A 17,980-nucleotide genomic window follows, 5' to 3' on the forward strand; every position below is an offset into this window, starting at 1 on the left:
CCTGTCATTCGTACCCGATATAATGGCTGGCCGTTTCACCCCAATCCCTCCAGCCATCATGCCGTCGCCCTCAGAATCCGCCCCGCTCCGCCTCGAACCGGACCACGGCACCACGGATTCCACGCTGTCCGAGCGCCCGGACAGCCCCTGCATCGGCATTTGCTCGACACTGTTCGACGAGATCTGCCAGGGCTGCGGCCGCACCGCGGCCGAGGTCAGCAACTGGGTGTTCTTCAGCGAAGAGGAAAAGCAGGTGGTCTGGGAGCGCATTACGCGCGAAGGTACAGGGAAGCGGTTCCGCCAGGGCTGAGGCGGCGGCGCTCAGCCGCCCGCCAGCCGCCGCTCCATATCTTCGATTTCGCGGCGTTCCACGCGCTGCCGCGCAAGCTTGCGCCAGTTCCCGGCCAGCGGTGCCAGCTCTGACATTTCCGCGAGCGCGGCATAGTCCAGCCGGTCGACATACAGCACCTGCAGCAGGCGCTGCAGCGACCATCGCGGACAGGGGCGCGCCACCAGTTCCAGCGCATCGCCCGCCGCCACGTCGCCAGTCTCCAGTACACGGTAGTACCAGCCGGTGCGCAGGCTTTGCTGCACGGCGCGCGACATGCCTGCATAGCCGAATCGATGATTGAGCTTCCAGCACGGCTGGCGTGCCTGCGATACCTCCACCAGCGCCGTGCCCAGACGGAAGCGGTCGCCGATGCAGACGGCGGCCTCGGTCAGCCCGGTGGTGCTCAGGTTTTCGCCGAAGGCGCCCGCAACGTCGAGCACACCGTTGCCTTGCGCGCCCTGCGCAGCCAGTTCCTCGCGCCACGCCGGGTAATGATCGAAGGCGTAGTGGTGCAACGCCTTTTCCGGACCACCGTGATGGCGCGGATCGCCCTGCCCGTCGCCTTCGAGCCCAAGCGCGGTCACGCGAATCCGCTCGCCAGCCGCGGTCTTGGCGATGCCGCTGGGCACGCCGTTGGGTCCAAACGGGCGCGCCTGCCCCGTCAATACGGCGCTGATCACCGCGCGCACGGACGATGCCGGCTGGCTCATAGCCCGGCTTCCTCCAGCCAGCGCGCGAACATGCGCTCGCCCGCGGCCGCCACCGTGGCACCGACTTCCGCAGTAGGCGCGCGGATGGTGCGCGGATCGATGCCGGCCTTGGCCAGCTCGACGGTATGGCCGATCAGCCAGGCCTCGATATCGCGCGGCATGACCTCGGGGTGGAATTGCATTGCCAGCACCTGGTTGCCGATGGCATAGGCCTGGTTCTGTACCGCGGCGGTGGATGCCAGCAGTTGCGCGCCGGGCGGAAGGTCGAAGGTATCGCCATGCCAGTGCAGCACCTCCCAGTGGGCGGCGGCCAGTTCTGCCAGCGCGGAATCCTGCCCCGCTGGCGTAGGCGCAATCGGCGCCCAGCCGATCTCGCGCGTGCCCGCGTAGACGCGCGCGCCGGCAGCACGCGCGATCAGCTGCGCGCCCAGGCAAACCCCGATCATCTTGCCGCCAGCCGCCAGGCGTTGGCGGATCAGGGCGATCTCGGCCTCCAGCCAGGGATAGGCATCGGTTTCATAGACACCGATGGGGCCGCCCAGGATCAGCAGCAGGTCGGCCGGATTGTCCGCGATGGGTGCCAGGTCATCGACACCGGCCTGGAACACCTGCAACGCGTGCCCGCGCGCGCGCAAGGCATTGCCGATCACGCCCGCATGCTCGAATGCGACGTGCTGGATCACATGGGTGGTACGCGTTGCCATCGGGGACTCCTGCCGGTCGAAAGGGGTCCCCATGGTAGCGTCAATTGCTGCGCCCCGCGAAGACCATGGCAGGATCTCGCCTATTTGCGAGCATTCTCAGCACGGCATGTCGTAACCTGCGCTATTTTGTCGCAACCGGCACCAGGATCAGCGCATCTGGCGCATCCTGCTGCGGCAGCGATGGCACGCGCGGGATCGTCACGTACTCGACCGCGGCCCATTTGCCGGACCAGTCGCGGTAGCGCGGCAACAGCGCGTTGCCTGACTGCCCGGTGGAGTCCATGAACCGCGACGCCTCCAGGTCCGCCAGGTCATAGAGCGCACGCACGCTGGCCGCGTGGGTGTTCTCGAACGGCGCCTTGTCGTCGCGCAGGTTGTGCCGACCGACATTGACCGTATAGGTATCGCCGCCGGTCGGCACGCGCAGGTTGAACAGCGGCGACAGGTACGCCACCTTGCCGAAGGGCTTGTGCTCGGAGCGGGCCGTGTGCGCCTCGCCCCAGCGCCAGCGGGCGGCGTCGTCGCCGTAGCGGCGCGACAGGTCCGCCATGGCCCGGGTCCAGGCGTCTGCGATGGCGTCGTCGCAGGTCTCGGCCGCGCGCGTATGCTGCCGGTCGCACCAGAACGCGCCCAGCGTGCGCGGATCGCGCAGGATGTTGAGCATGGGCTGCTGCACGTTACGCTGGTCCCACAGGCGGACAAAGATCGCCTCGCCCGCCTTCTCCTCGAACAGCCGCCGCGACAGCTCGCGCAGCCACGCGGTGACCACCAGCGGCTCGGCGCGCGCCGGGTCCATGTTTCCGTCCCACTTGCGCAGCGCTCCCAGCAAGGCGCGTTCGCGCTCGGGCCGCCCCGCATCGCGGCTGACGGGCGCGGCCAGCAGCAGCGGCAAGGCATCACGCACGGCCAGCGAGACCACGTCTTTCTGGATTGCCGCAAAGCTGTCGAAGCTGTGCCTGGGCGTGGCCGCCAGCAGCGCCTTGATCCGGTCAAAGCGATACGGCACGGTCCATTCGCTGGTGATGAAGTACGGGTAGTCCGGTGCGACGATGCGCTGGTTGGCCGTCACGATCACGCCGTCGGCCGGGTTGTAGCGGTGCGGCAATGCCTCGAACGGGATAAAGCCGGTCCAGTCGTAGCGCGCATCCCAGCCGGGCGCCGGCGCCAGCCCCTTGAGGTCGTTGTCGGCCCGGCGCAGCGGCACGCGTCCGGGCGCATAGAAGCCGATATTGCCGTCGACATCGGCATAGACAATGTTCTGCTGCGGCGAATGGAAGTCGCGCAGCGCCGCGGTGAAGCCGGCCCAGTCGCGCGCCTCGTTCATGCGCAGCCCCGCCTGGAAGGTGCGGTCGTCCGGGCGCAGCGCGGTCCACTGGAAGGCCACCACATACTGTGCGCCAAGCGGTCCCGCGGCAGCCGAAAGCGGCTCGGACAAATCGGAAATCACCGGGCCGTGGCGCGTGGCGCGGACCTTCAGCACCACGTCCGGGGCGCCCTTGACGCGGATGGTCTCGGTGCGGGTCTCGAATGCGGCCCAGCCGTCCGGGGTCTGGTACTGGGTGTCGTTGCCGGGGCGCAGCCGTTCGATATACAGGTCCTGCACGTCGGGCGCGGTATTGGTCAGGCCCCAGGCGATGCGGTCGTTGTGCCCCAGTACCACCAGCGGCATGCCGGGCAGCGTGGCGCCGGCCACGTCCAGGCCGGGCGCTGTCATCCTGGCGAAATACCACAGCGCGGGCGCCTGCAGCCCGAGGTGCGGGTCATTGGCCAGCATCGGCTTGCCCGATTGCGTATGCGCGCCCGACACCACCCAGTTGTTCGAGCCCATGCCCTCGACATATCCCGGCGGCGCCTTGTCGCCGACGCTGGCCATGGCACTCGCCAGCGGCGCCAGTTGCCGGTACAGATGGCCGTAATCCATGGTGCGCACCGGCTGCTCGCCCGGATACGGCGCCAGCAACTCGCTGATGCGGGCCACAGGCAGCACTTGCGCCAGCCGCATGCGCAGGGTTTCCTGGGTCCAGTTGCCGCCCAGGTCCCAGGCCATCATGGTCTGCCAGCCCAGCGTGTCGGCCGGCTCCCAGCGCTCGGGCTGCGCGCGCAACAGCAGGAATTCAGGTGGCAACGGGCCTTTGCGATGGTCGATCCAGGCATTGACGCCGTCGGCATAGGCCTGCAGCGCGGCACGGGTCTCGGGCGAGGCCTGCGCCAGGATGGCCTCGGCATTACGCCGCACGCCCAGCGTGCGCAGGAACTTGTCGGTATCGAGCGCGGACGGTCCCAGGATCTCCGCAAGCCGACCTGCAACGACGCGCTTGTTCATCTGCATCTGCCACAGCCGGTCCTGTGCATGGACGTAGCCCAGCGCGAACCAGGCGTCCGCCTTGCTGGCGGCGCGGATATGCGGCACGCCATGGCCGTCGCGCACGACCGTGACCTGGCCGCGCAAACCCGCCAGCGCTTCCTGGCCGGAAGCAGGCGGCTGCGCCGCATGGCGATACCAGACCAGGGCCGCGGCAGCGCCGGCCACCGCCAGCACCAGCAGCCCCGCTACAAACCTGGTCAGCCGACCAAACCAGCGCATCGTTGCTCCCCCAATGACTTTCGTTATGTTGTGCGTGTTTTCCGCACATTATCCGCACGAAAAAATGCCCGGGCCAGCCGGGCATTTCCCATATTGCATCAGCGCCGCTCAGCGCCGCATCAGGCCGCCGGCTTCTTCAGCTGCAGCGACTTGTACTCCAGGAATTCCTCCAGGCCGTACTTGCCCGCTTCTCGTCCGTTGCCGGACTGCTTGTAGCCGCCAAACGGCGCCTGCATATTGAACGGGCCGCCGTTGATATCGACCTGGCCGGTGCGGATGCGGCGCGCCACGCGGATCGCGCGTGCCTCGTCACCGGACCAGACCCCGCCGCCCAGGCCATAGATGCTGTCATTGGCGATGCGCACCGCGTCTTCCTCGGTGTCATAGCAGATGATCGACAGCACCGGCCCGAAGATCTCTTCCTGCGCCACGGTGGCGCGCGGCTCCACGTTGCCGAGCACGGTCGGTTTGACGAAGAAGCCCTTGTCCAGCCCTTCCGGGGTATCGGGACCGCCAGCCACCAGCTCGGCACCCTCGTCCAGGCCCCGGCGGATATAGCCGGTCACGCGGTCCTTCTGCACCGCGGAGATCAGCGGTCCCAGCTTGCTGGTTTCTTGCAGCGGATCGCCCACGGTAAAGCCCTCGACCACCTTCTGCGCGATCGCCTTCACTTCATCGTAACGGGCCCGCGGCACCAGCATGCGGGTATGCGCCGAACAGGTCTGGCCGGAATTCAGGAAGCAGGCATTGATAGTGCCCTTTACCGCCGACGGCAGGTCGGCGTCGTCCAGGATCACCGAAGCGGACTTGCCGCCCAGCTCCAGCGCCACGCGCTTGACGGTCTGCGAGGCCAGTTCCGACACGCGCTTGCCGGCTCGGGTCGAACCCGTGAACGACACCATGTCGACTTCCGGATGGCTGGCCAGCACCTCGCCCACCACCGGGCCATAGCCGGTCACGAGGTTGAACACGCCCGGCGGCAGGCCGGCGGCCTCGATCACCTCGGCCAGCACGAAGGCATTGAGCGGCGCCACCTCGGAGGGCTTGAGCACCACGGTGCAGCCGGCGGCCAGGGCCGGCGCCACTTTCAGTGTGATCTGGTTGAGCGGGTAGTTCCACGGGGTGATGGCACCCACCACGCCCACGGGCTCGCGCACCACCAGGGAGTTGCCGACCTCTTCCTCGAAGCGGAAACCGTCCAGCAGCTTGGCGGCCTGGCCCCAGTTGTAGACCGGCCCGCCCACCTGGATCGCGCGCGCCAGCTTGATCGGCATGCCGACTTCGCCGGCGATCAGCTGGGCCAGCTCTTCGCTGCGCGCCTTCAGGCCTTCGGCGATCTTGGCGATATAGCCGGCACGCACCGCCGGCGGCGTGGCCGACCAGCTGTCGAAGGCCGCGCGGGCCGCCTGGATGGCATCCTCGGCGTCGCGCGCCGAGCCTTCGGGGATGGTGCCCATCACCGCCTCGGTGGCGGAATGGATGACGTCGATCGTGCCGTTGCCGTGGGGAGCGACCCACTTGCCGTTAATAAAGAGTTTGTCTCGTTGTTGCATGGCCACAGTTCTCGGTTTGGTGAATTGGCGATTGCAATTTTTTTGTTACTTTTATGGTGCACGCACATTGTAGAGCGGATTCGGGACTATGTTTTTGCGCCGCGGAAAGCCGCGCCTACCGCTCCGGGCAAGAAGGTGGCGATAATCGGCCGCACCACCTGACAGGGACTCTAGCCAAAGGCGGCCGGACATAACAAGGGGTGAGACATGGTCGATCCGATCTACCGCAAGACGGATGCGGGACAGGACGAGATCCGGACGCGTGCACGCAAGCTTGACCACAAGCTGCGCGCGCTGCTGCTGATGGTCAACGGCGAGCGCCGCGGGCAGGAATTGCTGGCGCAGGTGGCCGGCATGGGGGTGGCCCCCGAGGCCATGGACACACTGGTGGCACAGGGGCTGGTCGAAGCCGTCCCGGAGCCGGCACGGCCGCCCGCTGCGTTGGCAGCGGCACAGGCCCCGGCGCGGGTCCCGCCTGCCGCCGACACCAATATGTTCTCCGTGTATGCAATGCGGCACGCACCCGCCCCCGAGGTGCCGGAGACGCCGCAACCGGCCGATACCGCGGCCCACACGCCCGCCGACATCGCGGCCTTCGAGAGCCTGTATTACTTCTATACCGACGTGATCGGCCAGCATCTGGGCCTGCGCGGCTACATGCTGCAGGTGAAGGTCGAAAGGGCCACCGACCTGGCCGGCCTGCTGGCGCTGCGCGAACCGCTGCATGCGGCGCTGCTCAAGGCCAAGGGCGACATCACCGCGCGTGCCATCACGAGCCAGCTCGACCAGATCACAGATCGCATCGCCGCCGGCTGAGATTGCGGCGCAGCAACGAAAAAAGGCCGCCCCGAGGCGGCCTTCTCTCATCGTCAACGTCCCGACGCTCAGCCGTCGATACCCTGCGACTGCAGGTACTCGTCATACGTACCCAGGTAGTCCGTCAGCGTGCCGTCGGTGCGCACTTCGATCACGCGCGTCGCCAGCCCGCTGATCAGCTCGCGGTCGTGCGAAACGAAGATCAGCGTGCCCGTGAACTTGTCCAGCGCGATCTGCAGGGATTCGATCGACTCCATGTCCATGTGGTTGGTCGGCTCGTCCATGGCCAGCACGTTATGGCGGCCCAGCATCAACTTGCCCCAGATCATGCGGCCCTTCTCGCCGCCGGACAGCACCTTGACCGACTTCCGGATGTCGTCGGCCGAGAACAGCAGGCGGCCCAGCGTGCCGCGCAGCGAGGTCTCGTCGTCGCCGGCCTGCGTCCACTGGCTCATCCAGTCCATCACGTCGCGATTGTCCGGGAATTCCTCGTAGGTATCCTGCGGCATGTAGCCGACGTTGGCGTTCTCGGCCCACTTGACCGTGCCGCGGTCCACTTCCACGCCGCGCTGCACGCCGGTCTGCACCGCGCCGTTGAGCAGGCTGCGCAGCAGCGTGGTCTTGCCCGCGCCGTTTTCGCCGATGATCGCCACGCGCTCGCCGGCCTGGATCGCCAGCGACAGGCCGTCGATGATCTTGCGGTCGTAGGTCTTGGTGATGTTCTCCACTTCCACGGCCAGGTTGTGCAGCTTCTTCTCGAACTCGAAGCGGATGAACGGGTTCTGGCGCGACGACGGCTTGATGTCGTCGACCTTGATTTTCTCGATCTGCTTGGCGCGCGAGGTGGCTTGGCGGGCCTTGGACTTGTTGGCCGAGAAGCGGCGCACGAAGTCCTGCAGCTCGCTGATGCGCTCCTTGGCGCGCGCGTTGGCGGCGACCTGGCGCTCGCGGGCCTGCATCGACGCTTCCATGTAGTCGTCGTAGTTGCCCGGATAGACCTTGAGCGTGCCGTAGTCCATGTCGGCCATGTGGGTGCAGACCGAGTTCAGGAAGTGGCGATCGTGGGAGATGATGATCATGGTGGAGTTGCGCTCGTTGAGCACGGTCTCCAGCCAGCGGATCGTGTTGATGTCCAGGTTGTTGGTCGGTTCGTCCAGCAGCAGCACGTCCGGGTTCGAGAACAGTGCCTGCGCCAGCAGCACGCGCAGCTTCCAGCCAGGGGCGACGTCGCTCATCGTGCCCTGGTGCTGGCTGGTGGGGATGCCCACGCCCAGCAGCAGCTCGCCGGCGCGGGCCTCGGCGGTGTAGCCGTCGTATTCGGCGTACTTGGCCTCCAGCTCGGCGGCCTTCATGTAGTCTTCGTCGGTCGCTTCGGGGTTGGCGTAGATGGCGTCGCGCTCCTGCGCGGCGGCCCACATCTCGGTGTGGCCCATCATCACCACGTCCAGCACGCGCATGTCTTCATAGGCGAACTGGTCCTGGCGCAGCTTGCCCAGGCGCACGCCCGGCTCCAGCATGACGTTGCCCGACGACGGTTCCAGGTCGCCGCCCAGGATCTTCATGAAGGTGGACTTGCCGCAACCGTTCGCGCCGATCAGGCCGTAGCGGTTGCCCTCGCCGAATTTGACCGAGATATTCTCGAACAACGGCTTGGGGCCGAACTGCATGGTGATGTTTGCGGTAGAAAGCACGTCTTGAACCTTGTCTGGAGATTGTGGCGCCGCGGCGCTGGCCGCGGCTTGCCGGTTTTGCGCACGAGGCGCACCCCATGCCGCTCAGGGACGGGCCTTGCCGGAGATGCATCGCGCTGGCCCGGAGTCATCCGGCGGCCATGGCTGGCGATGCGGCACGGGCCGCGCCCGGTTCATGCGAGAACCCGGCAGGAAGTCAGGAAATAACCGTACATTCTATCATCCAGACGCATTCCTTGCACCCGGATGCGCGGCATCGGACGCTGCGGCCGGTCAGGCCAGTGGCGCCAGCACCGGATAGCCGGAAAACGCCATGTTGAAGCCATCCGCACGTGCGGCCAGCCGCACCTGGGCGCCGACCGGCAGCGTCAGCTTGCGCGCGCAGTGGCCGAACGGCAGCCCGGTCAGCACCGGCACCGGCAGTTGGTCGCCCAGGTAGGCCACCACTGCGTCCATGTCGTAGCCATTGTCGTAGTCGGTGACGCGGTAATTGGAGAAATCGCCCAGCACGATGGCGCGCTGCGCGCCCAGCACGCCGGCCTGCTGCAGCTGGATCAGCATGCGCTCCACCCGGTACGGCGGCTCGTTGATGTCTTCCAGGAACAGCACCCCGCCCTCCACCTGCGGCATGAAAGGCGTGCCCAGCAGGCTGCACAGCATGGCCAGGTTGCCGCCCCAGAGCGTGCCTTCCACGCTGCCTGAGAACGGTTGGCCGCCCGACTGCGGCGCCGCGACATCGACGCTGTACGCCGGGTTGCGCAGGATGCCTTCAAAATGCTCCCACATGAAGGGATCCACCACCTCGGCACCAAAATCCGCCAGCAGCATCGGCCCCGCAAAGGTGACGGCACCCGTCGCCGCCAGGTAGGCCAGCTGGAACGCGGTGAAGTCGCTGTGGCCGACGATGGGCGTGCCGCTGGCGCTGGCCTGCGCGGCGATGCGGGCAAAGTCGACTTGCGCCAGCAGCCGCGCGATGCCATAGCCGCCGCGCACCGCCAGCGTCAGCTCGTGCGGCGCGCCGGTGCCGATGGCGTGCAGGTCGGCCAGCCGCTCCGCATCCGTGCCGCCAAAGCGCAGGTAGCGCCGCGCCAGCACGTCGGGGTTGGTCATGTGGTAGCCATGATGCTTGAGCCAGGCACAGCCGCGTGCGGCGATGGCGACGTCGTGCGGATACCCGGACGAGGCGATCAGTCGGACTTCGGTATGCGGCGGCCTGCTGTTCGGCGTACTCATGCTTCGGTGTCGTTGTTCTTGTCGGGATCGGTGACAGGCGCGGCGGCGTCCTGCTGTGCCGCCTTCTGCGCGGCTTTCTGCGCCCGGCGGCGCGCGCCGAAGAAATCCTTCAGCATCTGGCCGCAGGTGTCGGCCAGCACCCCGCCGGCAATGGTGGTCTGGTGGTTGAGCTGCGCCTGCTCGAACAGGTTGAGCACGCTGCCGGCGGCGCCGGTCTTGGGGTCGGCTGCACCGAACACCACGTGGCGCAGCCGCGCGTGCAGGATCGCGCCGCTGCACATGACGCACGGTTCCAGCGTCACGTACAGCTCGCACTCAGGCATGCGGTAGTTGCCGATCACCTGGGCGGCGGCGCGCAGTGCCTGCATCTCGGCATGGGCGGACGGGTCCACCGAGCGGATCGGCAGGTTGTGGCCGCGCGCGATGATGGTGTCGTTCCAGACCACCACCGCGCCCACCGGCACCTCGCCGGCGGCTTCGGCCAGGCGGGCTTCTTCCAGCGCGGCGCGCATGTAGCGCGCATCACGCTCGGCAGCCTCGGCCGGGTCTTCAGGCAGGGCGCGCAGCGCGCGCAACGGCAGCGGTGGCGTCTCTGGCATCGTCCCCGCTCAGTCCTGCGCCGGCAGCACCGCGGGCGCGCTCACTTCCGCCCAGCAGTTGGGCGTTTCGAACAGCACCAGCCTGGTCAGCTGCAGGTGGTGGCCGAAGCAGTCCTTGAACACCGGCGCCAGGATGTCGAAGGCAACCTGGGCCAGGTTCTCGACCGTCGGGATCGCGTCCAGCACCACGGTCTTGTGCCCTTCCATCGATTGCAGGAAGTTCAGCAGCGCGGTATCGCCACGATAGATCAGGAAGGCATGGTCCCACTTGTTGACCAGGTGCTCGTTGGCGAGCGCCTTGATGTCGCCGAAGTCCAGGATCATGCCGTCATCCGACGCGCCCTCGCGGTGCAGGACCTCGCCCGACAGCGTCAGGTCCAGCCGGTAGCGGTGGCCGTGAATATTGCGGCACTGGCCGCAGTGGTTCGGGATGCGGTGGCCGGAGTCGAACTCCAGCCGGCGGGTAATGGAAACTTGTTTGCTCATGTGTACCGGCGCCGGTGCCGGCCGCCTGCGTTGGAACGGACACTGCGCGCGCGTCCGAAGCCTGTATTGTGTACGTTTTGCCGTCCGTTGGGCGACCTGTCGATACCGTGGATGCCGCGCCGCTCAGCGGATGCCCAGCAGCTTGTGGGTCTGCAGCGACAGCCGCCAGCGCGGATGGCGCTGGCAGAACGCCACCGCGGCGGCGGTATTTTCCCTCGCCAGCGGGCCATCCATGGCCTGCACCAGGAAATGGCGGAAATCAAGCTGCTCGTATGCGGCAAAGTCCTGGCCCTCCTGCGGGATCACGACTTTGAGCTCGTCACCACGCGTGACCACCAGTTCCGAGCCCATCTTGGGGCTGACGCAGACCCAGTCGATGCCCGGCGGCACGGCGATGGTGCCGTTGGTTTCGATCGCGATCTCGAAGCCCTGCGCATGCAGCGCGTCGATCAGCGGCGCGTCGAGCTGCAGCAGCGGCTCGCCCCCGGTACAGACCACCAGCGGCTGGCCGCCGCCGCCCTGCGGCCATTCCGACGCGACCACCGCGGCCAGCTCCTCGGCCGTGCGGTACTTGCCGCCGCGCGTGCCATCGGTGCCGACGAAATCCGTATCGCAGAACTGGCACACCGCGCTAGCGCGGTCGTCTTCGCGGCCGCTCCACAGGTTGCAGCCGGCAAAGCGGCAGAACACCGCGGCGCGGCCGGCGTTGGCGCCTTCGCCCTGCAGCGTATAGAAGATTTCCTTGACGGCGTAAGTCATGCGTGGGGGTCTCTCTGGGACCGTTTTTCGACCGTTAACGGGCATTCGGCCGCGCCCTTGGGCTGGCCGGGGTTTCAACAGGTATTGGGCAAAGGCCGGATAACAAGTATCACGGATCTGGGCTCGGGCTCCCAGATCGGCGCCCCATGGCTGGCAGCGCGGGCGGTGTGCACCGGGTTTTCCGTGCAGGGCTCCGGGCACTGCCGGAGGAACCGCCTGTGGCCTGTCGCAGGCTGCGTCCGGCCGGTCCGGACGTAATGCAAGTATACCAGAGGGGTCAGGGTTTTCGCTTAGAGGCTGGCGGGATGCGGTCCCGGCCGCCGGCCAGGCGCGCGGCAAATATCTTCTGCAGATCACCCGGTTTTGCTGCAAAGGGCCGCCATCGGCGCCCCGGTGCTGACCGCGCTGACCGGCGGCGGCCGCCCAAGCGGCTGTTCGACAATGAAAAAGCCGGGATCCGCGCCCGGCTTTTTCCTACTGGCCCCGCTCGGCTTCTTACTTCAGCCCCAGGTAGTCGCGCTTGCCGATCTGCACGCCCTTGTGGCGCAGGATGTCATAGGCGGTGGTCACGTGGAAATAGAAGTTGGGCAAGGCAAAGCCCAGCAGGTAGGACTTGCCGTCGAATGTCATCGGCCCCTGGCGCAGCTTCAGCTCGATCTCGCGCTGCTCGCTGCCTTCCAACTGTTCAGGCGTGATCTGCTCCAGGAACCCGATGGTGCGGGCGATGCGGTCCTGCAGTTCGGCAAAGGTGGTTTCGGTATCGGCGAACGAAGGCACCTCGATGCCTGCCAGCCGCGCGGCGCAGCCCTTGGAGGCGTCGCTGGCGCGCTGCACCTGTGCCGACAGCGCATCCATGTCGGCGATCAGGCGGGTCTGGATCAGGTCAGCCGGGTCCATGCCCTGCGCCTGGGCGTGGGCCGCGCCCTTGTCCAGGATCGCGGCGAGGTTGCCGAGCGCGCGGATGAACAAGGGAATCGAGACTTCGTACATCGAGAGTGCCATGGGGTCTCCTGTGCAGGCCTAGGTTGGAAATTCCTGTTGTCGGGGGCCGTCGGGCCGCACCGCTGCCGCGAGCATAGACCGGATCGGCATTTGCTGCCGGACTACCCCTGCGCGCACGCGGCAGGCGGCCGGATGTCGCGCAGCACCTTGCCAACCGAGGCCAGGAAGCGGCGCCCCGCCAATGGCAGCGGCGCAGGCTGGAATGGGTCGCCCAGATTTCCAGGCCGACCGCGGGCAACAGCGGCCGCACCGCCAGGGCCGCGCGCATGGCCGGCGGCTCACCCTCGCGTCGGCCCATATCGAGCAGCTGGACTGAACCATGTCCGCGCACAATGGCGAACAGGTGTGGGACGGCAGGGCGCGGCCAGGCCAGGTGCCGCGGCCGCAGACCTGAGGGGCTGCGGGAAAGATGGCGTGCCCGCAGCGGGCAACCGGCGACCGGCAACCTGAATTAACATATCCGGTCATCGTCCCCGCTATCTTGCGGCCTTGTGGCCGCGCCCCACATGAACGCGCCGCTCCCTCTTCGCACGGAATGCCCGCCCGGCGCCTGCATCTGCGGGCGCGAAGCCTTGCTGAGTGACCCCAACGCCGACCTGCGCGTGCTGCGGCTCACCCGGGCCGAAGAAAAGCGGCTGGTCGAACGGCTTGAGCGCCTGACCAGCCTGGCTGAATTGCAGCGCATGGAAAGCCTGATGCAGACCCAGCTGGGCATCGTGCTGACCATCACCCCCAGCGCGCGCGGCGTGCGCACGGTGCGCGGCATCAGCATCCAGGTGCAGGAGCAGCCCGGCCTGTGCCGCAAGATCCGCCAGTCGATCCCAGCCGCCATCCGCCGCAGCATGGAAGAGCATCCCGAGATCGCCTATGCGATCGTGGATGCGCATGACCTGCTGGGCGGCATCTGACCAGGCCCGCGGAGCCGTTCAAGCGTTGCTGTCCGCAAGGCGCATCGCGTGCTCGCGGATATCCACCGGCCATGCCTCGAGCCGCTGCGCAAAGCCCGCCACATCGCCCGCGAACAAGGCCCGCGTGGCTTCCTCGAAACCGGGCAAATCCCCCGCCATCGCCACCATGAAGTGGTAGGCCCGTTCGCTGGCGCGGCGGCTGCGGTCCTTGTCCGCGTGGTCCCGGCGCGCCTGCTCGACCAGCTTGCGCAGGGCCACCGATGCCCCGCCTGGCTGGGCGGCCAGCCATTGCCAATGGCGCGGCAGCAGCGTCACCTCGCGCGACACCACGCCAAGCTTCGGGCGCCCGCGGCCCCGGGGCTCGGCCACGTCCGCCGCTTCATCGTTGTCGCCGGCTGGCAGCCGCACGGATTCGAGCTGTGCGGCGCGCTCGGCCGTCCGCTCAAGTACGGCGGCCTCGGTCCCGCTCGTATCCAGGTCGATCGAGCGCCCGGTGCCGTCGTCGAAAACCAGCACGGGTCTGCCCGCGCCGGCTTCCAGCGCGCGCTTGAGCGCCAGCGCATTGGCTTGCAGCGAACCAGTGGCGATACGCCGGTGGCCGTCGAAGGTGGTGTAGCTGTGAAGCGTTGCGTTGGTCATGGGGATGCCCCTGGGAGACGATTCCCGAATATTACCCGGATAAAATCCGATGTCAATATCATCCGGGTATAAATAGACCGCCTACCAGGGTTCCAGCTTCCACCCGTCCGGCGTTGCCGCCAGGCGATGGGTCAGCCCCAGGCTGCCCATGAACACATCGTCGTGGGACACCACCACCAGTGCGCCCTGATAGCCGCGCAGCATCGTCTCCACCGCCTGCACGGACGGCAGGTCCAGGTGGTTGCTGGGTTCATCGAACAACAGCAGCTGTGCCGGCGGATCGGCATACAAGGTACAAGCCAGCGCGGCCTTCAGGCGCTCGCCGCCGCTGAGCAGGCCGCTGGGCGCGGTGACCTTCTGCGCATCGAGATCCAGCAGCGCCAGCCGCGTGCGCAATGCCGCCTCCCCGGCGGTGTGGTTGGCAGCCAGCATCTGTTCGATGGTTGAGCGCTGCGGCAGCAGGCCGGCCAGTTGCTGGTCGAGGTAGGCGCGCTCGGCATGCACCGCGCAGCGGCCGGCAAGCGGCTGCAACTGGCCGGCCAGCAGCTTGAGCAAGGTGGATTTGCCGCAGCCATTGGGGCCGACGACGCCCACGCGCTGCTGGCCCGTCAGCATCAGGCTGATGCGGCGCGTGGCGGCCGGCACGAACGGCAGGTCGACCTCGTCCAGTTCAGCCACGCGGCGTTGCGCGGCCTGACTGACAGGCAACGCGAGCAATACGATCGCGGCATCGCCCTCCACCTGTTGCGCGGCGTCGTGCACGCGCGCATCGAGCGCTTCGCGCGTGGCGGCCTGCTGCAGGCGCAGCCTGCCCGCCGAGGCCTGGCTGCGCTCCTTCTGCCGGCCCAGCAGGATGCTGGCCTGGTTGGCATCGCGCGCCTGCCGGTTGCCACGGGCCTGCCGCCGCTCCTGGCGTTCACGCTGCGCACGCAGCGACTGTTCTTCCCGCTTGCGTTCGAGCTTGCGCTGATCCAGCTGCTGCAGGGCGTTCTCGCGCTCCTGCGCCTTGCATTGCGCATAGAACGAATAGCCGCCGCCATAACTGCGCAGTCCGAGCGACGACAGCTCGACCATGCGCGCCATGCCCTCCAGCAACTGCCGGTCATGGCTGACCACCAGCAGGCCGCGCTGCCAGCGTTGCAGTTGCGCGATCAGCGCCAGCCGGTTCGGCCGGTCCAGATGATTGCTGGGTTCGTCGAGGATCAGGAAATCGGCATCCGACAGCAACGCACCGGTCAGTGCCACGCGCACGGCTTCGCCGCCGCTCAGGGTGCTCGCCGGGGTGTCCGCCTGCAGGTGGCCCAGGCCATTGCGCTCCAGTTCCTGCCGCAGCCGTTGCGGCATGTTCCAGTGCTCGCCGACGTCATCGAAGTCTTGCGCCGCGGTGCTGCCGGCCTCGATGCGCTGCAGCGCATCCAGCACCGATTGCACGCCAGCCAGCCCGGCCACCGACGTCTGCACGGCATGCGCGGCCTGCTGGGACAGGTAATGCACGCTGCCCGACCGCACGCAACGCCCCGCGGAGGGCTCCAGCTCCCCGCCCAGGATGCGTGCCAGCACGGACTTGCCGATACCGTTGCGCCCGACCAGGCCGGTGGGACGATCGTCGAATTGTTCGGACAGTTCAGAGAAGAGCGTCCGGCCGTCGGGCAGGACGTAGGAAACGCTTTCCAGCGTCAGCTTGGGATTTGACATGCGGGATTCCAGGGATGCCAGGAACTCCCCCTGCTTGGGGGCGGTGGAGACTGGCCGTCATGCAGACGGCGGCATCAATGGCGCATGGCTTGAATCCTCCGAGGATGGGGTTTGAATCGGCGAGGCATGGGCAAGCATGCCTGAACACGCCGCCCCGCCCTACTCTCTGACTCGATCCAGATTATAAGTTCACCGGATCGGTAGCCAGCAGGTGATTGGTGAACGCCGCCTTGGTCTCGCACCGCCACGTCGCCCACAGCTTGCAGCCGTTCGGGTTGTCCGTGCCCCGGTCCACCTCGATCGCAAGCCAGTTCCTGGCCGGCATCACGTACCGGTTGGATCCGGGAAAGAGCATCATTTCCGCGGACAGGTTGACATCAAGCGCCTGCTTCGACTGAGCGACGTTGTTCAGCACATGGAAGAACAGACGCTCCATGACCCCGACCAGCGAGGGATGCACCACGGCAGTACTGGTCAGCTGCTGTATCTGCGCCCAGTTGTCCTTCGGCCCCACATCTTTCCTGTAGGCGACACCCCAGGCCGCGACATGGACATCGCCAGAGATGATCGTGACCCGCAGCTGCTTCTGGCTGGCGGTCTTGAGCAAGGTCTCCACCAGGCGCTTCCTCTCGCCCTCGTGGTCGTCGTGGGTCCAGTGGTCCTTGAGGTCATCGGCACTGCTGTCGAGCACATGATCCTGGCCAAAGTTGTCCAGGAAGGCTTCGGCCAGCGACAGCTTGGGATGCACCACGGGCACGGAAGACATCAGCAGCAGGTGCTGGCAATTGATGCCGCCAGGGTTGGCGGCGTGGCCCAATTCGATCCCCGACAGCCACCGCTGCAGTGCGCCCCAGGTACCGGGTCCAAGCACCTGTTCCTGGGATCGTTCGGTCCTCAGGTCGGCAACGATCAGGCCGACTGGGCCAGCCGAATGCGCGAACGTGAACCCCGGCTGCTCGTCCAGCAACGGCAGCGCAAGCTTGTCGCCGGACAGCACCTGAGACCACTTGACCGGCTCGAACAATGGATCGTCAGACCGGACCCTGACGTCAGTGCGCGGCACCAGGTCGGGAAGCTGTTCGACACCATGCTGCATCTGGAAGACCCAGAAGGCCCGGCGCGCATGGAAGAACAGCCGCTGGAACAACGGACTGCGCTGCATCTCGGAGCTATAGGAACCCCAGCCGTCGAAGATGTCATGGTCATCCCACATCATCACCGTGGGGATCCGTGCCATGGCCTGGGCAGCATCGAGCGGCTTGTCTGCGCTACCCCATCCTGACCTTGCATGAGGCAGCCAGCGCGCGCTGTAGTGCTTGAAATAGTAGTCCTCGATTTCCTTCTCGAGGTCAGCGTCCACCGGGTACTGCAGCTGCTCCTCGCGCGTCAGCCCGATCCAGCGCTTCAGCAGCTTGAGGTCTTCCCAGATCGAATCGAAGTAGATCTGGTCGCCGCCCATCAGCATCAGATGGAAGCGCTGGTTGCCCTGGTCATGGGTACGCGCCTCGTGCCAGAGCTGCTCCTTGTCCAGCTCATAGCCTGCCGGACGGATGTCCTTGTCGTGGTTGCACAGCAAGTCCGCCCATACCGCATTCTCAGCCTTGACCAGCTTGCGCATGCCGCTCGGGTCGGAGAATCCGTTGCACGAAACATAGGCCATGCGCGGCGCGTAGCCCTTGCCGGGCACGGTAAAGTGCCACGCTTCCCCGACACCTTCGATGCTGTACGGTACCCGCCGTTCGTTCTTGCGCAGCTTGCAGGACAAGTCGTAGCGCAGATAGGTGTGGCCCGCATGCTGCAGCAGGATCACCGGCTTGCCGGCCTTGCGGCCCTCCACGGTGACCTGAGGAACCCTGGCTTGATCTTCGATGCCGATGAGCGCCGTCACCTTCCATGAGCCATCCGTTCCGAGGCCACGAAACGACAGCACGGGTCCGAGCAGTAGCTTGCTCATTGCGATGGTCTCCCTTTGGTCACCTTTTGTTGTTCGCCCGCGGGCTGCACTGGCGCGATCGCCGCGCAAAGCCCGGCGCCGGCAATGGGACGCCGGCCATGCCGGGGACATAAGGTGAACGAAGAGAGAATGCGCGTCAAGCGCCACCTGCTGATTACGCAAGGGTCGGCGCTTCAGACACCCCGCCCTGTGAGCCGCGCCAACGTCTGTTCCAGCTCGCGACGATCCGCCTGCCGCCTGGCTGCCGAGCGCTGGGCCAGGTTATGCAAGTTGCGCCGTACGCCCGGCAACTCACCTGCGTGAGGAAACCCGATGA

General features: G+C 66.9%; 16 protein-coding genes. 3 read left to right on the plus strand and 13 right to left on the minus strand.

Annotation, left to right across the window (positions count from 1 at the left end):
- The first annotated feature begins 58 nt into the window (after positions 1 to 58).
- Positions 59 to 310 carry a DUF1289 domain-containing protein gene (locus AC3WVS_RS05735; RefSeq protein ID WP_492317766.1) on the plus strand — a complete coding sequence of 84 codons (252 nt, stop codon included), beginning with the start codon at positions 59 to 61 and terminating at the stop codon, positions 308 to 310.
- Between the two features lie 11 nt (positions 311 to 321).
- On the opposite strand, the gene AC3WVS_RS05740 is transcribed toward AC3WVS_RS05735, so the two are convergent.
- The 4 genes from AC3WVS_RS05740 to AC3WVS_RS05755 all read right to left on the minus strand — a co-directional run bounded on the left by AC3WVS_RS05740 (position 322) and on the right by AC3WVS_RS05755 (position 5,882).
- Entirely contained in the window at positions 322 to 1,041 is a 720-nt protein-coding gene (locus AC3WVS_RS05740) for an MOSC domain-containing protein (RefSeq protein WP_492317767.1), read from the minus strand.
- Complete coding sequence (locus AC3WVS_RS05745; RefSeq protein ID WP_492317768.1) at positions 1,038 to 1,745, minus strand: glutamine amidotransferase; 708 nt, start codon at positions 1,743 to 1,745, stop codon at positions 1,038 to 1,040. The genes AC3WVS_RS05740 and AC3WVS_RS05745 overlap by 4 nt, the downstream gene beginning before the upstream one ends.
- Positions 1,746 to 1,866: 121 nt before the next feature.
- Entirely contained in the window at positions 1,867 to 4,329 is a 2,463-nt protein-coding gene (locus tag AC3WVS_RS05750) for a penicillin acylase family protein (protein ID WP_492317769.1), read from the minus strand.
- Between the two features lie 119 nt (positions 4,330 to 4,448).
- Entirely contained in the window at positions 4,449 to 5,882 is a 1,434-nt protein-coding gene (locus AC3WVS_RS05755; protein WP_492317770.1) for an aldehyde dehydrogenase family protein, read from the minus strand.
- 207 nt (positions 5,883 to 6,089) lie between these two features.
- Between AC3WVS_RS05755 and AC3WVS_RS05760 the strand changes: the two genes are divergently transcribed.
- Complete coding sequence (locus AC3WVS_RS05760; RefSeq protein ID WP_492317771.1) at positions 6,090 to 6,698, plus strand: hypothetical protein; 609 nt, start codon at positions 6,090 to 6,092, stop codon at positions 6,696 to 6,698.
- Positions 6,699 to 6,766: 68 nt separating this feature from the next.
- Here AC3WVS_RS05760 and AC3WVS_RS05765 read toward each other — a convergent pair whose 3' ends face one another.
- The 6 genes from AC3WVS_RS05765 to AC3WVS_RS05790 all read right to left on the minus strand — a co-directional run bounded on the left by AC3WVS_RS05765 (position 6,767) and on the right by AC3WVS_RS05790 (position 12,468).
- A complete protein-coding gene (locus AC3WVS_RS05765; RefSeq protein ID WP_010809536.1) occupies positions 6,767 to 8,389 on the minus strand; it encodes an ABC-F family ATPase in 1,623 nt (540 codons plus the stop codon).
- A gap of 273 nt (positions 8,390 to 8,662) precedes the next feature.
- A complete protein-coding gene (gene ldcA, locus AC3WVS_RS05770) occupies positions 8,663 to 9,622 on the minus strand; it encodes a muramoyltetrapeptide carboxypeptidase (protein ID WP_492317772.1) in 960 nt (319 codons plus the stop codon).
- Entirely contained in the window at positions 9,619 to 10,221 is a 603-nt protein-coding gene (tadA, locus tag AC3WVS_RS05775; protein ID WP_010809538.1) for a tRNA adenosine(34) deaminase TadA, read from the minus strand. The genes ldcA and tadA overlap by 4 nt, the downstream gene beginning before the upstream one ends.
- A 9-nt stretch (positions 10,222 to 10,230) precedes the next feature.
- A complete protein-coding gene (locus AC3WVS_RS05780; RefSeq protein WP_010809539.1) occupies positions 10,231 to 10,707 on the minus strand; it encodes a 6-pyruvoyl trahydropterin synthase family protein in 477 nt (158 codons plus the stop codon).
- Positions 10,708 to 10,830: 123 nt separating this feature from the next.
- The gene (queE, locus tag AC3WVS_RS05785) at positions 10,831 to 11,466 is read right to left on the minus strand and encodes a 7-carboxy-7-deazaguanine synthase (RefSeq protein ID WP_492317773.1); all 636 of its coding nucleotides are present in this window, start codon (positions 11,464 to 11,466) and stop codon (positions 10,831 to 10,833) included.
- Positions 11,467 to 11,961: 495 nt separating this feature from the next.
- The gene (locus tag AC3WVS_RS05790) at positions 11,962 to 12,468 is read right to left on the minus strand and encodes a DUF1993 domain-containing protein (RefSeq protein WP_492317774.1); all 507 of its coding nucleotides are present in this window, start codon (positions 12,466 to 12,468) and stop codon (positions 11,962 to 11,964) included.
- A 506-nt stretch (positions 12,469 to 12,974) separates the two neighbouring features.
- On the opposite strand from AC3WVS_RS05790, the gene AC3WVS_RS05795 reads away from it, so the two are divergent.
- Positions 12,975 to 13,376, plus strand: coding sequence for a hypothetical protein (locus tag AC3WVS_RS05795; RefSeq protein ID WP_340527417.1), 402 nt, complete (start codon positions 12,975 to 12,977; stop codon positions 13,374 to 13,376).
- Positions 13,377 to 13,394: 18 nt separating this feature from the next.
- Here AC3WVS_RS05795 and AC3WVS_RS05800 read toward each other — a convergent pair whose 3' ends face one another.
- From AC3WVS_RS05800 to AC3WVS_RS05810, 3 genes are all read right to left on the minus strand, one after another.
- Positions 13,395 to 14,015, minus strand: a complete 621-nt coding sequence (locus AC3WVS_RS05800; protein WP_492317775.1) for a DUF2239 family protein — start codon at positions 14,013 to 14,015, stop codon at positions 13,395 to 13,397.
- 81 nt (positions 14,016 to 14,096) lie between these two features.
- Positions 14,097 to 15,710, minus strand: coding sequence for an ABC-F family ATP-binding cassette domain-containing protein (locus tag AC3WVS_RS05805; protein ID WP_492317776.1), 1,614 nt, complete (start codon positions 15,708 to 15,710; stop codon positions 14,097 to 14,099).
- 181 nt (positions 15,711 to 15,891) lie between these two features.
- Complete coding sequence (locus AC3WVS_RS05810; protein WP_492317940.1) at positions 15,892 to 17,670, minus strand: alkaline phosphatase D family protein; 1,779 nt, start codon at positions 17,668 to 17,670, stop codon at positions 15,892 to 15,894.
- Positions 17,671 to 17,980 lie beyond the last annotated feature (310 nt).

Source organism: Cupriavidus sp. CPT47-8839-RL05A (assembly GCF_058792255.1).